Source organism: Pandoraea nosoerga (genome assembly GCF_902459585.1).
Taxonomy (GTDB): domain Bacteria; phylum Pseudomonadota; class Gammaproteobacteria; order Burkholderiales; family Burkholderiaceae; genus Pandoraea; species Pandoraea nosoerga.
On sequence record NZ_CABPSC010000008.1, the window covers coordinates 167,811 to 183,287 of the forward strand.

13 protein-coding genes and 1 pseudogene are annotated in these 15,477 nt (G+C 65.3%); 10 read left to right on the forward strand and 4 right to left on the reverse strand.

Annotation, left to right across the window (positions count from 1 at the left end; all coding sequences use genetic code 11):
- Positions 1-77 precede the first annotated feature (77 nt).
- From rpmI to PNO31109_RS12300, 9 genes are all read left to right on the forward strand, one after another.
- The gene (gene rpmI, locus PNO31109_RS12260) at positions 78-275 is read left to right on the forward strand and encodes a 50S ribosomal protein L35 (protein ID WP_010806049.1); all 198 of its coding nucleotides are present in this window, start codon (positions 78-80) and stop codon (positions 273-275) included.
- A gap of 25 nt (positions 276-300) precedes the next feature.
- Positions 301-660, forward strand: a complete 360-nt coding sequence (gene rplT / locus PNO31109_RS12265) for a 50S ribosomal protein L20 (RefSeq protein ID WP_010806048.1) — start codon at positions 301-303, stop codon at positions 658-660.
- A gap of 152 nt (positions 661-812) precedes the next feature.
- Entirely contained in the window at positions 813-1,826 is a 1,014-nt protein-coding gene (pheS, locus tag PNO31109_RS12270; RefSeq protein ID WP_150555784.1) for a phenylalanine--tRNA ligase subunit alpha, read from the forward strand.
- A gap of 84 nt (positions 1,827-1,910) precedes the next feature.
- A complete protein-coding gene (pheT, locus tag PNO31109_RS12275) occupies positions 1,911-4,349 on the forward strand; it encodes a phenylalanine--tRNA ligase subunit beta (RefSeq protein WP_150555785.1) in 2,439 nt (812 codons plus the stop codon).
- A gap of 62 nt (positions 4,350-4,411) precedes the next feature.
- Positions 4,412-4,804: an integration host factor subunit alpha gene (locus PNO31109_RS12280; RefSeq protein WP_150555786.1), complete on the forward strand. Its 393-nt coding sequence runs from the start codon at positions 4,412-4,414 to the stop codon at positions 4,802-4,804.
- An 83-nt stretch (positions 4,805-4,887) separates the two neighbouring features.
- The gene (locus PNO31109_RS12285) at positions 4,888-5,304 is read left to right on the forward strand and encodes a MerR family transcriptional regulator (RefSeq protein ID WP_150555787.1); all 417 of its coding nucleotides are present in this window, start codon (positions 4,888-4,890) and stop codon (positions 5,302-5,304) included.
- A 380-nt stretch (positions 5,305-5,684) separates the two neighbouring features.
- Positions 5,685-7,955 (forward strand): putative bifunctional diguanylate cyclase/phosphodiesterase, encoded by a 2,271-nt coding sequence (locus tag PNO31109_RS12290; protein WP_150555788.1) that lies wholly within the window; start codon positions 5,685-5,687, stop codon positions 7,953-7,955.
- A 471-nt stretch (positions 7,956-8,426) separates the two neighbouring features.
- On the forward strand, positions 8,427-10,007 hold the full coding sequence (locus PNO31109_RS12295) for a sensor domain-containing diguanylate cyclase (protein ID WP_150555789.1): 1,581 nt from the start codon (positions 8,427-8,429) through the stop codon (positions 10,005-10,007).
- Positions 10,008-10,288: 281 nt separating this feature from the next.
- The gene (locus PNO31109_RS12300) at positions 10,289-10,534 is read left to right on the forward strand and encodes a hypothetical protein (protein WP_244958166.1); all 246 of its coding nucleotides are present in this window, start codon (positions 10,289-10,291) and stop codon (positions 10,532-10,534) included.
- 79 nt (positions 10,535-10,613) lie between these two features.
- Here the strand turns inward: PNO31109_RS12300 and PNO31109_RS12305 are convergent.
- The 3 genes and pseudogenes from PNO31109_RS12305 to PNO31109_RS12315 form a co-directional block, all read right to left on the reverse strand.
- A pseudogene (locus PNO31109_RS12305) lies at positions 10,614-10,790 on the reverse strand (rubredoxin); the annotation flags it as partial.
- 161 nt (positions 10,791-10,951) lie between these two features.
- Positions 10,952-11,263, reverse strand: a complete 312-nt coding sequence (locus tag PNO31109_RS12310) for a hypothetical protein (protein WP_150555791.1) — start codon at positions 11,261-11,263, stop codon at positions 10,952-10,954.
- A gap of 381 nt (positions 11,264-11,644) precedes the next feature.
- Positions 11,645-11,944, reverse strand: coding sequence for a hypothetical protein (locus PNO31109_RS12315; protein WP_150555792.1), 300 nt, complete (start codon positions 11,942-11,944; stop codon positions 11,645-11,647).
- 479 nt (positions 11,945-12,423) lie between these two features.
- Between PNO31109_RS12315 and PNO31109_RS12320 the strand changes: the two genes are divergently transcribed.
- Positions 12,424-12,657, forward strand: coding sequence for a DUF3717 domain-containing protein (locus PNO31109_RS12320; protein WP_150555793.1), 234 nt, complete (start codon positions 12,424-12,426; stop codon positions 12,655-12,657).
- A 5-nt stretch (positions 12,658-12,662) separates the two neighbouring features.
- On the opposite strand, the gene PNO31109_RS12325 is transcribed toward PNO31109_RS12320, so the two are convergent.
- On the reverse strand, positions 12,663-15,422 hold the full coding sequence (locus PNO31109_RS12325; protein WP_150555794.1) for a sensor domain-containing protein: 2,760 nt from the start codon (positions 15,420-15,422) through the stop codon (positions 12,663-12,665).
- Between the last annotated feature and the right edge of the window lie 55 nt (positions 15,423-15,477).

Sequence of the window (15,477 nt, forward strand, 5' to 3'; positions counted from 1 at the left end):
TAAGTGATCCCAGGTCCTGCAAGGGGCGCGATTTTGGCGCCACACCTGCGATCATGTTAAAAACCTCGGAGTTTTTCATGCCCAAGATGAAAACCAAGAGCGGTGCCAAGAAGCGCTTTCGCGTGCGTCCTGGCGGTACCGTCAAGCGTGGTCAGGCCTTCAAGCGTCACATTCTGACGAAGAAGACCACCAAGAATAAGCGTCACCTGCGCGGTGCCGTCGGCGTTCACGAGTCTGATCTGAACTCCGTGCGTGCAATGCTGCCCTTCGCTTAAACCCCGACTTAGATAGGAGAGAAACATGCCTCGAGTCAAACGTGGGGTCACCGCACGGGCCCGCCATAAGAAAGTCATCGCTGCAGCCAAGGGTTTCCGCGGCCGTCGCAATAACGTCTTCCGCATCGCCAAGCAAGCGGTCATGCGCGCCGGGCAATACGCCTATCGCGATCGCCGCAACAAGAAGCGCGTGTTCCGCGCCTTGTGGATTGCGCGTATCAATGCAGGTGTGCGTCAGCACGGCATGACCTACAGCGTGTTCATCGCTGGTCTGAAGAAGGCCTCGATCGAACTCGACCGCAAGGTGCTGTCCGACATGGCCATCAACGACAAGCCGGCGTTTGCCGCGATTGTCGCCCAGGTGAAAGCCGCCGTCGCAGCCTGAAGCTGTCATTAGCGTATAGCGCGTTTTACCGCGCGCCATTCGCCAGGAGGGGGCTCTCATCGGAGCCCCCTTTTGTTTTTCGCTGGTCTTTTCGCTAGCTTTTTCGCTTGTACACGCGGCCGTTCGGACCGCCCAACTTGAGCCTGTAGCATATGGATCTGGAACTTATCGTCAGCGAAGCGCAGCGTGCATTCGCCGCCGCTCCCGACGCCGCCGCGCTGGAAAACGAGAAAGCGCGCTTTCTCGGCAAGACCGGCCAACTGACCGAGTTGCTCAAGGGCCTCGGCAAGCTCGATCCCGACGCGCGCAAGAGCGAAGGCGCGCGGATCAATGCGGCCAAGCAACAGATCGAAGGCGCTCTGCAGGCGCGCCGCCAGGCCATGGCCGATGCGCTGCTCGACGCGCGTCTGTCCGCCGAGGCCATCGACGTCACGCTGCCTGGCCGCGGCCTGGGCACTGGCAGCCTGCACCCCGTGCTCACCACCTGGGAGCGCGTTGAACAGATTTTCCGCTCCATCGGATTCGACGTGGCCGACGGCCCCGAAATCGAAACCGACTGGTTCAACTTCACGGCGCTGAACAGCCCCGAGAATCACCCGGCGCGCTCGATGCAGGACACGTTCTACGTCGAGGGCAATGACGACGCCGGCAAGCCGCTGCTGTTGCGCACGCACACCAGCCCGATGCAGGTGCGCTACGCGCGCATGAACAAGCCGCCGATCAAGGTGATTGCGCCGGGGCGCACGTACCGCGTGGATTCCGACGCCACGCACTCGCCGATGTTCCATCAGGTCGAGGGCCTGTGGATCGCCGAAGACATCAGCTTCGCCGACCTCAAGGGCGTGTACACCGACTTCCTGCGCAAGTTCTTCGAGCGCGACGACATTCAGGTGCGCTTTCGCCCGTCGTACTTCCCGTTCACGGAACCGTCCGCCGAGATCGACATGCAGTTCGAGACCGGCAAGAACGCCGGCAAGTGGCTCGAAATCTCGGGCTCGGGGCAGGTGCATCCGAGCGTCGTTCGCAACATGGGGCTCGACCCCGAGCGCTACATCGGCTTCGCGTTCGGCTCGGGCCTGGAGCGCCTGACGATGCTGCGCTACGGCGTCCAGGATCTGCGCCTGTTCTACGAGAACGACCTGCGCTTCCTGCGCCAATTCATGTAATCGATGCCGAGAGCCCCGTCTGGCGCGCGAAGTCGCTGCCGCCGGGCTTCGGAAGTGAAGACTTAACTGCGAGCGAACTGATCCATGCAATTCTCTGAATCGTGGCTGCGTACCCTGGTCGACCCGGATTTGTCGACGCACGCGCTGGCGCACGCCCTGACCATGTCCGGGCTCGAAGTCGAGGAAACCAATCCGGTCGCCCCGCCGTTTACCGGTGTGGTCGTGGCGAAGGTGCTCGAAGTCGCCCGTCATCCGGATGCCGACCGTCTGAACGTTTGCCAGGTCGATGCCGGCACCGGCGAGACGCTCACCATCGTGTGCGGCGCGCCGAACGTCGCACCGGGCATCAAGGTGCCATGCGCGACGGTGGGGGCGGCACTGCCGCCGGCCGAAGCAGGGGGGGCGCCGTTCCAGATCAAGGTTGGCAAGCTGCGCGGCGTGCAGAGCTTCGGCATGCTGTGCTCGGCACGCGAGCTCAAGCTCTCGGACGACCACGCCGGCCTGCTGATCCTGCCGGAAGACGCACCGGTTGGCATGAACATCCGCGAGTACCTGGACCTGGATGACACCGTGTTCGTCGTCAAGCTCACGCCGAACAAGGCCGACTGCCTCTCGCTGCTGGGTGTCGCGCGCGAGGTCGCAGCCATTACCGGCGCGCCGCTCAAGGACTTGCCGGGGCAGGGCGCCCAGCCGGCCACGATCGCCGACAAGCTGCCGGTGCGCATCAGCTCGCCGGAAGGTTGCGGACGCTTTGGCGGCCGTATCATCCGCAACGTCAATGCTGCGGCGCCGTCGCCGCGCTGGATGGTGGAACGTCTGGAACGCGCCGGCCAGCGCAGCATCTCGGCGCTCGTCGACATCACCAACTACGTGATGCTCGAGCTTGGGCAGCCGCTGCACGTCTACGATCTGAACCGCCTGCAGGGCGGGATCGACGTGCGTTTCGGCCGCGCCGGCGAAACGCTCAAGCTGCTCAACGAGCAGACCGTGACGCTCGACGAGAGCGTGCTCGCCATCACCGACGCGAGCGGTCCTATCGGGCTGGCGGGCATCATGGGCGGCGACTCCACCAAGGCCGGTCTCGAGACGCGGAACATCTTCCTCGAAGGCGCCTTCTTCTACCCGCAAGCCATTCAGGGCCGCGCGCGCAAGTACAACTTCTCGAGCGACGCATCGCATCGCTTCGAGCGCGGCGTGGATTTCGCCGGCAACGTGCGTGCGCTCGAGCGCGCCACGCAGTTGGTGCTCGAGATTTGCGGCGGCGAGGCCGGCCCGCTTGACGACATCGTCGCGAAGCTGCCCGAGCGCCGGCCGGTGAAGATGCGCGTGGCCCGTGCCGTCAAGATTTTGGGTGTGCCGGTGACCGAGCAGGAGATGGGCGCCATTTTCACGCGTCTGGGCCTGCCGTTCACGCTGCACAACGGCGTATTCGAAGTGACGCCGCCGTCGTACCGCTTCGACATCGAGATCGAAGAGGATCTGATCGAAGAGGTCGCGCGCATCTACGGTTTCGACCGCATTCCGGCCAATCCGCCGGTGGCGGCGAGCGAAATGCGTCCGACGCAGGAAGGTCGTCGCTCGCAGCACGCCGTGCGTCACGCGATTGCCGCACGCGACTATCACGAGACGGTCGGCTTCAGCTTCGTCGACGTCGAATGGGAGGCCGATTTCGCCGGCAACGACAACCCGATCAAGCTGCTCAACCCGATCGCCAGCCACCTCGCGGTAATGCGCTCGACGCTCATCGGCAGCCTGATCGCCACAACGCGCTACAACCTGAACCGCAAGGCCTCGCGCGTGCGTGTGTTCGAGATCGGCCGCACCTATCACCGTGACAACACGGTGGCGTCGGGCGAGCTGAGCGTGGGCGGCTACCGCCAGCCGGTTACGGTGGCGGCGCTCGCCTACGGCCCGGTGCTCGAGGAGCAGTGGGGCGCACCCACGCGTCAGGTCGACTTCTTCGACGTGAAGGGTGACCTCGAGGCGCTGCTGGCCCCGCGCACGGCCCGCTTCGTGAAGGCCGAGCATCCGGCGCTGCACCCGGGGCGCAGCGCGGCCATCGAGGTCGATGGCAAGCGCGTCGGTTTCATCGGCGAACTGCACCCGCGCTGGCAGCAGAAATATGACCTGCCGCACGCGCCGGTCCTCTTCGAGATCGAAGCGCAGGCACTGTTCGTGCGCGACGTGGCGAGCTACGAGGAAATCTCGAAATTCCCGCCCGTCACGCGCGACATTGCGCTGGTGGTCGATCAGGCGCAGCCGGTGCAGGGGCTGCTCGACGCGATGCTGGCCGCGCGCCACGACGACCCGGTGTGCAGCGTGGTGCAATCGGTGCGTCTGTTCGACGAGTTCCGACCGAAGGCCGGCGCCGCGTCGGGCTCGCTTGGTGCCGAGGACAAAAGCGTGGCGTTTCGTGTTACTCTGCAAGACCCCTCGGGTACGTTGCAGGACGAAACGGTCCAGGGCGCCATTAACGCGCTGGTGCAGCGAGTGGAAGCGTTCGGCGCACGTTTGCGCGCGTAAAGCTCAGTAGAAGTCTGGTTGCGAGTGAGTTATCGCACTGTCATTGCCATCGCGTGGGACGTATGAACGAAATGAATCCTGGTGAATTTGAAGCCATGCTCGCGGCGCAACGTATCGCGCTGGGCCGAAGCGAAGTCAACGATGTCGCGACCGAAGCACCGACGCTGACCAAGGCCGAACTGGCCGAACTGCTGTTCGAGCACGTCGGCCTGAACAAGCGCGAAGCGAAGGATATGGTCGAGGCGTTCTTCGAATCGATCCGCGACGCACTGGAGTCGGGCGACAGCGTCAAGCTCTCCGGCTTCGGCAACTTCCAGTTGCGCGACAAGCCGCAGCGGCCGGGCCGGAACCCCAAGACCGGCGAGGCCATTCCGATTGCCGCACGTCGCGTCGTCACTTTCCACGCCAGCCAGAAGCTCAAGTCGATGGTCGAATCTGGCTTGCTGAGCAAGTAAGTCGTCACGGCCGCCGCATTCTGTGGCGGCCGTCGGTTTTTTCGTCCGCAATTTAACCGTCATCCCATTCCGCTCGCGCTGCGATGGATCACGTTGCCTTGCCGCCGATTCCCGCCAAGCGTTACTTCACCATCGGTGAGGTGAGTGAACTGTGTGGCGTCAAGCCCCACGTACTGCGCTATTGGGAGCAGGAGTTCACGCAACTTCGCCCGGTCAAGCGGCGCGGCAACCGGCGGTACTACCAACACCACGAAGTCCTGTTGATCCGGCGAATCCGGGAGTTGCTCTATGAGCAGGGCTTCACCATCAACGGGGCGCGTAACCGGCTCGAAGCCGATGCGCCGCGCGGCGGGCGCACCGCGAGCGGCGCCGCCGCCGGCGTGACAAGCGCGCGGGCCGACGCGCCCGACACGCCTGCCGCGCCTGACGTGGCCTCTCGGTTCGACCTGGCCGATCTACGCCGCGGTCTCGAGGCCGTCATCGAGCTGCTGAAGTCCTGACCGCGCGCTGCCCGACGCCCTCCCGGGGCCGCCGCAGACGCCTCCGGGATTCTCCCGATGTGGCGGCGCCTGAAACTTCCGTAATCCGACGTATGACACCTCATCCGGTGGGATGGCGCTCGTCTGCCGCATGGAGATGGCGAGCGGGACGCCAGGTCAGTAGCAAGGAAGGGCGAATACGACGAAGCGCCCGAGGGCCCTGCAACACGCGCCGCGCCCGCCGATCGGGGACGCGCGGACGACTTCCGGGGCTGGCGGGATTGTCTTACACTTGCCGCAAACAACGGTGTCCGGCAGTGGCGCCTCCTGGATCCTCCTGACCACCGGGCCAATACCGACCTTATCGCGCAGTGGCGCGAAGGCTGAAAGGATCTCGACCTATGGCGCAACCGAGCACGACGGGAGCGCGACGCGGGCGTTGGGCCGCGTCTTACCGCTCTATCGTTGCCATACTGATTTTCGGTTTCCTGATCCTGGTCCTCGTATGGACGGCGGTGCTCTGGCGCGTGTCCATCGAGCACAAGGCCGTGCTGCGCGACACGGCCGCAGCGGCCTCGACGGTCGCCAGTGCGCTCGAGCAGCAGACACTGCGCGCCATCCGGCAAGTCGATCAGATCACCCGTTTCGTGAAGTACGAGTTCGAGCACGGCCGTCGGAACTTCGATCTGAAGGAGGCGCTGGCCGCGGGCGTCGTGCCCGAGCGCTTCATGGTGCTCGTCAGCATGGCGGACGCGAGCGGCAACGTGATTGCGGCGACGTTGCCCGGCGGGGCCGGCGTCAACATCGCAGACCGCGAGCACTTTCGCGTGCATGTGGAAGACGCCGGTGACCGTCTGTTCATCAGCCACCCGGTCTTCGGCCGCGTCTCGCGCAAGTGGGTGCTCCAGTTCACCCGGCGGCTCAACAACCTCGACGGCAGCTTTGGCGGCGTGGTCGTCGTCTCGCTCGAGCCGAGCTATTTCACGACGGACTTCTACACCAACGCCGTGCTGGGCCAGTATGGTCAGATCGCCGTCATTGCCGACGACGGCGCTTTACTGGCACGCAGCGCCGGGGCCGGCGTTGCCTACACCGGCACCGGCGAGCTGCCGCCGTTCTCGGCCGATCAGCGCAGCTCGGGCGTGCAGCGCGACCCGATCGACGGCGTCGAGCGCATCGTGGCGTATCGTCACTTGCGCGATTACCCGCTGGCCGTACAGGTCGGCCTGTCGATGGACGAGGAGCTCGCCGAGTATCGCCATGTCGAGCGCGTCTATCTGACGATGGCGACCTTCGTGTCGGTTGCGCTCGTCGTCTTTTTCGGGCTCATCGCCTACCTGATGCAGCGGCTCATCGGTCGCGATCAGCAGCTCACCCGGCTCATCTCCTACGACCCGCTCACCGAACTCCCCAATCGTTACGCCTTCATGGAGGCGCTTCGCCGCGCGTTGAGCGACCCGGCGCAGCTCGGCAAGGTAGCGCTGCTGCACATGGATCTGGACAACTTCAAGAGCGTGAACGATACGCTCGGCCACACGCAGGGCGACGAGATCATCCGGCAAGTGGCTGAACGCTTCGCGGCGTGCATGCCGCCGTCGGCGACGCTCTCGCGCTTCGCGGGCGACGAGTTCACCGTGCTGCTCGAAGGCGAGGGCGTGCCGGAGCAGGCCGTGCCGCTCGGTGAGGCGATGCTCGCCTCGCTCAGGGCGCCGATGGTGGCGGGCGGCACCTCGTTCGCGTTGCATGCCAGCATCGGCGTGACGTTCTGGTCGAAGCCGGAAGAGACCGAGGCGGACCTCATCAGGAAGGCCGACCTGGCGCTCTACGCCGCCAAGGAAGCGGGCAAGAGCGTGGTGCGCGTGTATACGCAACAGATGACCTACCAGGCGCATCAGCTCGTGGTATGGGAGCGCGAGATGGAGCAGGCGCTCGCCAATGGCGAGTTCTTCCTCGCCTATCAGCCCATCGTGGCGTTGGAGACCGATTGCATATGCGGCATGGAAGCGCTGATCCGCTGGCGGCATCCGCAGCGCGGCGTGCTCGCGGCGGGCGAATTCATCCCGTTGGCGGAGACGACCGGCCAGATCGTCGCGATCGGCGAGTTCGCGCTCACCCAGGCCTGCCGGCAACTCGCGGCGTGGCGCGGCACGCCGATGGCCTCGCTGCGGCTCGCGGTGAACGTCTCGTCGGTGCAGTTCTGGCGCGGCGACATCAGTGAACTGGTCGAGCGACTCATGAAGGAATACGGCGTCGAGCCGAATCGTCTCGAGCTGGAAATCACCGAGTCGGTCATGATCCGCAACCCGGCGCTCGTGGAAATGAAGATCCAGCAGTTCAAGCGTGCGGGCGTGCGCATCGCGCTCGATGACTTCGGCACCGGCTACTCGTCGCTGTCTTACCTGACGCGCTTTCCCGTCGACACGCTGAAAGTCGACCGGTCGTTCGTCGAATCGATTCCGGATTCGTCGCGTTCGTGCCTCATGATCTCGAACATCGTGAACATTGCGCGTTCGCTGGGAATCGATCTGATTGTCGAGGGTGTCGAGAACGAGCGGCAACTCGAATGGCTGCGTCATTTCGTGCCGCTCTTTGCGCAAGGCTATCTGTTTTCCCGCCCGGTGGAAATGGAGCAGATGGAATCGGTAATCGAGCGTTTTGGAATTTGCCGGTAAAGCCGGGGTGAATGACGGCGGTGCATTTTCTATTTAATAGATTAAATAGGTATTTCGGATGCATCGATTTTTTGCCGGTTTTTCGCACGGATTCAGCGTCGGAGTACTATAGAATCACCTGGTTTTCGCGACGATCTGGAGCGACACGCACGGACGGTCGCGAGCCGCCCGGCGCGGCGATTCCAGGCGGCGGGATCAGGGGCAGGCGGGCTGTCAACAGCCTGCAATCGTGGGAGAGCACAATACGGCGCAGCACGGATCCGAAGGCACGGGGCGCGACAAGCCGGGGATCGGGAACGAGGAAAAGAGTTCGACGCGTAAACCAGAATTGGCAGGTATTTGCCGGCATCGAGAATGCCGGTCGCGACCAGAGCATCTGTCCGGGGAAAAGACAGAAACGCGACCCGAATGAGGCGAAACCTTTGCCAACGTAAGAAGTGAATAATATTAGAACGAGCGTTTGATTTTCGGATGAGGATACGGCATTGGCTTTATGCCGCGTGCGTCTCGGTTGGCGTGCTGGTCGCCTGCTGGATTGCGGCGGACCGGACCGCCACTTCGCTGGTCGGCGACAAGCTTGCACAGAATGTCGATGCGGAGCAGACCGTCGCCGAGCGGGTGGCCGACGGCATGGTGCACGCCATCAACACGGACCTGGCGATGGTGCGAGCCATTCCCTCGACGCTGGCCGAAGTGGACCTGCTGCGCGACGTGCTGCGTCCGGCAGGCGGGGCGTCGGGCGCGGAGCTCGTGACGCGCGCCAACGAGTTTCTGCATGGCGCGCAGGGCTATTTCGGCGTTGACCGCATCTGGGTGATCGACGCCCGCGGCATCTGCGTGGCGGCGAGCAACTTCCGCGACACGCCGTCGCCGCTGGGCCAGTCGGTCGCCGGCATGCCATACGTGACTCAGGCGCTGCTTGGCGCTCGCTTCGAGAGCTACGCGGCCGGCTGGGAGCAACAGGCGCCCGGCCTCTATTTCAGCGCCCCCATCTACCGCGACGGCACACTCGTTGGCGTCGTCATGACGAAGATCGGCCTCACGCGCCTGCGCCATTGGGTGGGAAGCGGCGAGTCATTCGTGACCGATGGCAACGGCGTGGTGATCATGGCCAACGACCCGCGCTTCGAGAATCGCTTCATGCTCGACGGCAAAGTCGGCTCGATGCCCTTTCCGGAGCGCATGGCGCTCTACCAGCATGACGATTTCGCGCGCATGCCGATCACGCAGTTCAAACGCTCGCCAGGGCGCGCCAACGCGTGGGTGCCGCAGGAATTGCTCGATCGGATGTCGGCGTTTGGCGACTTCTCCCAACCGTTCGTGATCGCTTCGCGCCCGAGTGCGAGCAACGACCTCATCGTCTACGCGGTCGAAGACGTCGAAGCATGGGAGGCGCTCACGCGTCAGCACGCGAAGGATCTGGCGCTGTGCTTCCTGCTGTATCTGGGCGGCGTGATCATCGTGGCGCTGCTGAGCTGGAGCTACTGGCGCGAGCGTGTGCGCCATCGCGAGGCGCGTCAGTCGAACGAGGAACTACGCGCGGCGAACAATCAGCTCGCCTTCGAAGCCAGCTACGACGAGCTGACAGGCAGCCTCACGCGCCGGTATTTCTTCCACCGTTTCGATCAGCTGCTCGAGGCCGCTCAGCGCAGAAACGAGCCGATGAGCCTGATCGTGACCGATCTGGATCACTTCAAGTCGATCAACGACACCTACGGGCATGCCATCGGCGATCAGGTGCTGTGCCGCTTCGTGCTCGTGTGTTCGTCGACGTTGCGCGGCGACGACCTCATCGGCCGCATCGGCGGCGAGGAGTTTGCGATTCTGCTGCCCGGGGCGACGGAGCGCGATGCACTGCGAGTCGCCGACCGGATTCGCGAGCGTTGCAAGCGCGAGTCGCTCGAAGGCAGCGAGCCGCCGCTGCGCTTCTCGGCAAGTTTCGGCATCACCGAGTGGCAGGACGAGGATTCGCCGATGAACATGGTCGAGCGTGCGGACATGGCCCTCTATCGCGCCAAGCGCGCCGGGCGAGATCGCTGCTGGGTGTTTTAGCTGGAACCGGCCGCACCGCAAGCGGCACGAGCGCCGCGGCGCCGCCGGCCGGTGCTGAGCTCGGCGGCCGCCGACGCGGCCCTCACCCTCGCCGCGGGTTTGCACCCGGTGTGCGCGGTACGTCGACTTCGCTCACCTGCCGGCGGTGTTACCAATGTCACGTTTGGTAACCAAAGCGCGGACACTTTCGCCGCATTTCACGGGAACCTGCATGTCTAATGATCCGTGCGGGGCCGGCGTCGCTGACCCTGGCGTCAAGAACTCATGCGGGAGACATCATTGTGAAACGCTTGTCCATGCTCACCGGCGGTGCTGCCATTGTCATGCTGATGGCGGGCTGCGTGGCCGTGCCGTATGGCCAGCCGGCATACGGCGCCTACGGCTACGACGACTATTACGGCTACGGCTATGCGCCGGGCTACGCGGTGGCGCCGGCGCCCGTGGTGACCTTCGGCGTCTCGGGCGGCTATTACCGCGGCTACCGCGACGGCTGGCGCGGCGGACGTGGATGGGGCTGGCGCCATTGACGCCGGCGTTCACACCTCGCGGCGCATGCCGCGCATGACCTTGGCCGAACGTTGCCGGCGCCGGTCTCGGCGCAGGTGCTCAGAACTCGGAGAGGGCGAAATCTTCCTTGGAAACGTCGCATTCGGGGCAGCGCCAGTCGGCGGGCACGTCGGCCCAGCGCGTACCCGGGGCGAGGCCGTCGTTCGGCGCGCCTTCGGCTTCGTTGTAGATCCAGCCGCAGATCAGGCAAATCCAGCTCTTGAACTCGGTAGGGGCTTCCAGCGTGGTGGTGGTCATGATGTGGGTCACAGGGGAAAACTTGCGCGACCCGCATTGTAAGGCACCGGCATGGCGAAATCGTGCATGCCGCGCGGCTTTCGAAAGACGCATTTAATCCAGATCAATCGGCGCCGGACGACGCCGGCGCGCTCGTGGGCTCACCAGTGAATCTGATTGAGCAGGATGGGCGCCATCTGGGCGAGCGAGTTCAGCAGTGACATGGCGGTATCGCGGTGCGACACTTCCTTCCACAGCCGGCTCTTCTCGACCACCCGTTGCCGGTCTTCCGGCGTCTGCACGTCGGGCGAGCGCAGCGCCTTGATCAGATCGATCACCGAAGCGCGGTCCACGGTCTCGGTGACCGAGTGGCGCGCGAGCAGCTCGTCCAGGTGGACGCGCTCCTCTTCTGTCGCAAGGCTGTCGGCTGACGACGGTGCAGTGGAAACCTTCGGTTTGTCGGATTGAGTCATACGAGACGTTCTCCCGGAATGGCTGAAATGCATCGCGAGGTATCGCGTGTCTCCATCATAGGCCGATTCCGAGAGACTGCGAACCCTGGGAGACGCCCCGGATCCTCGGCCCCCGACCGCGGCCCCGACCCTTTTTCCCGGCGGGCGGCCGCGTGTCAAAGCGATGACGCCGTTGCACAGATGCGGAGAGAAACGTCAAGCGCAAAAAATTTGCCCAGGCGTGACGCCGAAACGGGCAATCCTCTTGACAGCGTGTAACGGCGGGCATCTCGAAGGCGTGCTGCCGGGTTATCCAGTGGGTTATCCACAGAAGCTGTGGGTAACTCGTGAGCGCGAGGGCCTGGCGTGCCGGTGACAGTGCCGTGGCGCCCCGATGACGTGTCAGCGCAGCAGCGGGCGCAGCATGAGCAGCGCGAAGAAGAGCGCGACGCCTACCGGCAGCAAGCCGGTGAAGAAGGCGGGCCAGGGGGCGCGGCCTCGGCGGCGCGCGCCGAACGACGAAATCAATCCGGCGCACAGGCACAGCACGCCGACGCCCCAGGTCGGGTTCGGGCTTTTGAGCACCCACGCGGCAGCGGCGGTCAGCCCGAGCCATGCGAGCGGCAATGCGCCGGGCGGCGGTGCCGTTACGGCGGGCGGCGAGGGCGCGTTGCGCCGGGCGTCGTGGTCACCGCGCGTCATGGGCGCGTCGACGGCATTGCGGCGAGCGGCGGTGTTCGACGCATCGGGCTTGTCAGATGCATCAGGGGCATCAGGTGTATCAGACGTATCGCGCGTATCAGAGGGATCTGCAGCCATCGATGATTTCGGAAAGAGCGGAGTGTGCAACGCCGGGCGGCGCGCGAAAGCCGCAGCATAGCAAACGCAGCGTGTCGATGCTCATGAGACGAGGCCGCGCAGGGCGGCCCGGCGGCCGCGGCATGCGCGGCATGCGCGGCATGCGCGGTGCGGCGCGTTGGCGTACCAGACGGTGCCGGAATTTTCGTCGTTGGGAAAAAAAGAGGGGGGGCCGTTTCCGTCCCGCCACATCAAGTGTTGCAGTTCCGAAACATGGGTCCGAGAATCGACCTGTGCATGGCCCCATTCCCAGATTCCCTGGATACTGTATATAATCACAGTATTTCGCGTAGTGTTTCATTGACGGCGAGACAGAACCTCTCATGAAAGCCAACTATTCCATCGCCGAGATCGAGCAGGCGATCAACTACTGGACACGGCGCCAGGCGGCCGACAGCCATTGGGCACTGTGCCCGGCCGCGCGTGTGCTGGCCGACGTCTATGGCGAAATGATCTACCGGCACGATACGAGCATCGCGGCCGACGCCCTCGACGAGCAGCAAAGCCAGGCCATCGAGACGGCCCTGCATCAGATGGAACTCGGCCTCGCCCCGTGAGGTCCTTACGCGTCCTTTGAATCCGGCGCGCCGGGAGCGTCCGTCGAGCCGGGTGCCTTGATGCGAGTGTTCGCGGGCGCCGTTGCGGGAGTGTTTGAGGGCGTCCGTGCGGACGCCATCAGCACTTGCGCGCCAACGTTCCCACCTGCTCTCGCGCGCCGCGCGGACCATTGCACGAGCCAGCGCTCGAAGTCGCTGGCCGGCAGCGCGGGCGAAAACAGATATCCCTGTGCCACGCGATAGCCTTGTGCGATGAGCAGATCGCACTGCGCTTGCGTCTCCACGCCCTCGGCGACGACCGTGAGACGCAGGTTGCGGCCAATGCTGATGATCGCGTTGGTCAGCGCGCGCACCGTTTCGTCGCGCGCGATGTCGTGCACGAAGCTGCGATCGAGCTTCAGTTCGGAGACCGGCAGGCGGCGCAGATACCCGAGGCTGGAGTAGCCCGTGCCGAAGTCGTCCATCGACAGGCGAACGCCCATGCCGTGGACTTCTTCGATGATGCGCAGCGTGCTCGGGTTGTGATCCATCAGCACGCTCTCCGTGATCTCGACGGCCAGGCACGAGGCAGGCAGATCGTGATCGGCGAGCGCTCGTGCGATGGTGCGCGGCAGATCGTGGTCGTGGAAGTTGGTCGGCGAAAGATTGACCGATACGCTCTCGATGCCCACGCCGCGCCGTCGCCAATCGGCCAATTGACGACACGACTCGCGCAGCGTCCAGTTGCCCAGTTCTCCGATCAGCCCGCATTCCTCGGCCAGCGCGATGAAGCGCGAGGGCGGCACTTCGCCGTATTGCGGATGCGCCCAGCGCGTAAGGGCTTCGACACCGTACACCGATTCGTCGAGCAGATTGATCTGCGGCTGGTAGAAGAGCTCGAGCGCGCCGCGGCGCAGGGCGTCGCGCAGGGCGGTCTCCAGCTCGAGCCGCTCCTGCGCGCGGATGTTCATGTCCTCGTGGTAGACGCGCACGCTGCCCGGGCTGGCCATCTTGGCCTGATACATTGCCATGTCCGCGCGCTGGAGCAGCAGGTCGAAGTCCTTGCCGTGATTCGGGTACAGGCTGATGCCGAAGCTGCCCGAGGGCGCGAGCGTCACGCCGTCGACCTGGCAGGGCGCGCTCAGCGCGCCGCGCAGGCGCTCGATGGCGATGTCGAGCCGCTGCGGATCGCACTCGGTGAGCACGGCCACGAACTCGTCGCCCGAGAGCCGTGCCACGATGTCCGCCCCGCGCAGCGCGCGCCGCAATCGCTGGGCGATCGTGCGCAGCAGCACGTCGCCGGCCTGATGTCCGAGCGAGTCGTTTACCTGCTTGAAGCGGTCCAGGTCGATGAAGACGACGGCCATGCGCGTGCCGAGTTCCTGCGCACTGGCAATGGCCTGCGCAGCCAGCACGCCGAGCATGCTGCGATTGGGCAGCCCGGTGAGGCTGTCGGAAAACGCGAGCTGACGGATGCGCGTGCGAGATTCGTCGCGCTCGAATGCAAGCTTGCACAGATGCACGCATACGTCGACGAGACGCTCGTGCAGGGCGTCCGGCCCGCGCGGCGTGCGGTAGTAGAACGCCAGCACGCCAAGCACGCGGCCGTCGTTGGCGATGACCGGCATCGCCCACGAGGCGGCCAGACCGAAGCCGGCGGCCACCTCACGATAGTCGGCCCAGCGCGGGTCGTTCGCGATGTCGGCGACGATCACCGGGCGCGCATGGAACGCCGCCGCACCGCACGTGCCCACGTTCGGCCCGATCGCCACGCCGTCGACCGTCTGATGGTACTGCGCCGGCAGGCTCGGCCCGGCTTGCGGGCGCAGCCGCCCTTCGGCGTCCACGCGCACTACCGACGCCATGACCTCGGGGGCGATCTGCTCCAGCTCGCGGCACACGAGGGTGAGAACTTCCACGAGCGGCGCATCGCGCACCATGGCGGCGAGCGCCTTGTGCTGCAGTACTTCCTGAATCTTCGACTGCGTGATGTCGGTAAACAGCACCACGGCGTTCACGAGCTTGCCGCCGGCGTCGAGAATCGGATTGGTGACGATCGACACCCAGAGCGGCTGACGCTGGGCGGTGCGCACGAGCACCTCGCAATGGCAGCTGCGGCCGTCGCGCGCCGAGACGAGGCAGCCGGTGAGCGCCTGCCGGACGTCGACGGCCGCCGCGCCCTCGGCCAGCTCTTCGGCGCGGATCTCGCCGAACGGCACGTGCGCCGAGCGGCCCAGCACTTCGTCGGCGCGGTAGCCGAGCATGCGCGTGAAGCCGGCGTTCACGTAGCACACGCTGCCCTGGGCGTCGGTGATAAGCACCGCGTTGTCCGTTTCGTCCACGCTCAGCGAGAGCAGATGGAGGCGGGCGTCGTCGGCCGCCTGGCGCTCCACGCGCGCGGTGACGTCGACGGCGAGCTTGATCACGTAGGCGAGCTCGCCCTTGTCGTTGAACACGGGGTTGTAGGTGGCTTCGAGCCAGACGGGGGCGCCGTCGTGGCGGCGCCGGCGCACCTGGCCGGTGTGCGAGTGGCCGGTGGCGATCACGCGCTCGAGCGCGTCGCCGCAGGCGGGATCGCCGGGCGCACAGAGCATGGCGTGCGGTTTGCCGAGCAGATCGGCGCGCGGATAGCCGAAGACGCCGAGCAGCCTGTCGTTGACGTCGACGATGATGCCGTCCGGCGTCAGTGTGAGCATGCCGAGCGAGCGGTCGAGCGCTTCCAGAAGCGCTTCGCGCCCCGGGGGCAGTGTGGCGCCGGCGGGAGACGGTGAGCCGGGTTCGACCATCGCGACGTCCTCCTCGGACGACCTGCGGACAATGTCGGGGGTGACTTGGGCTGGC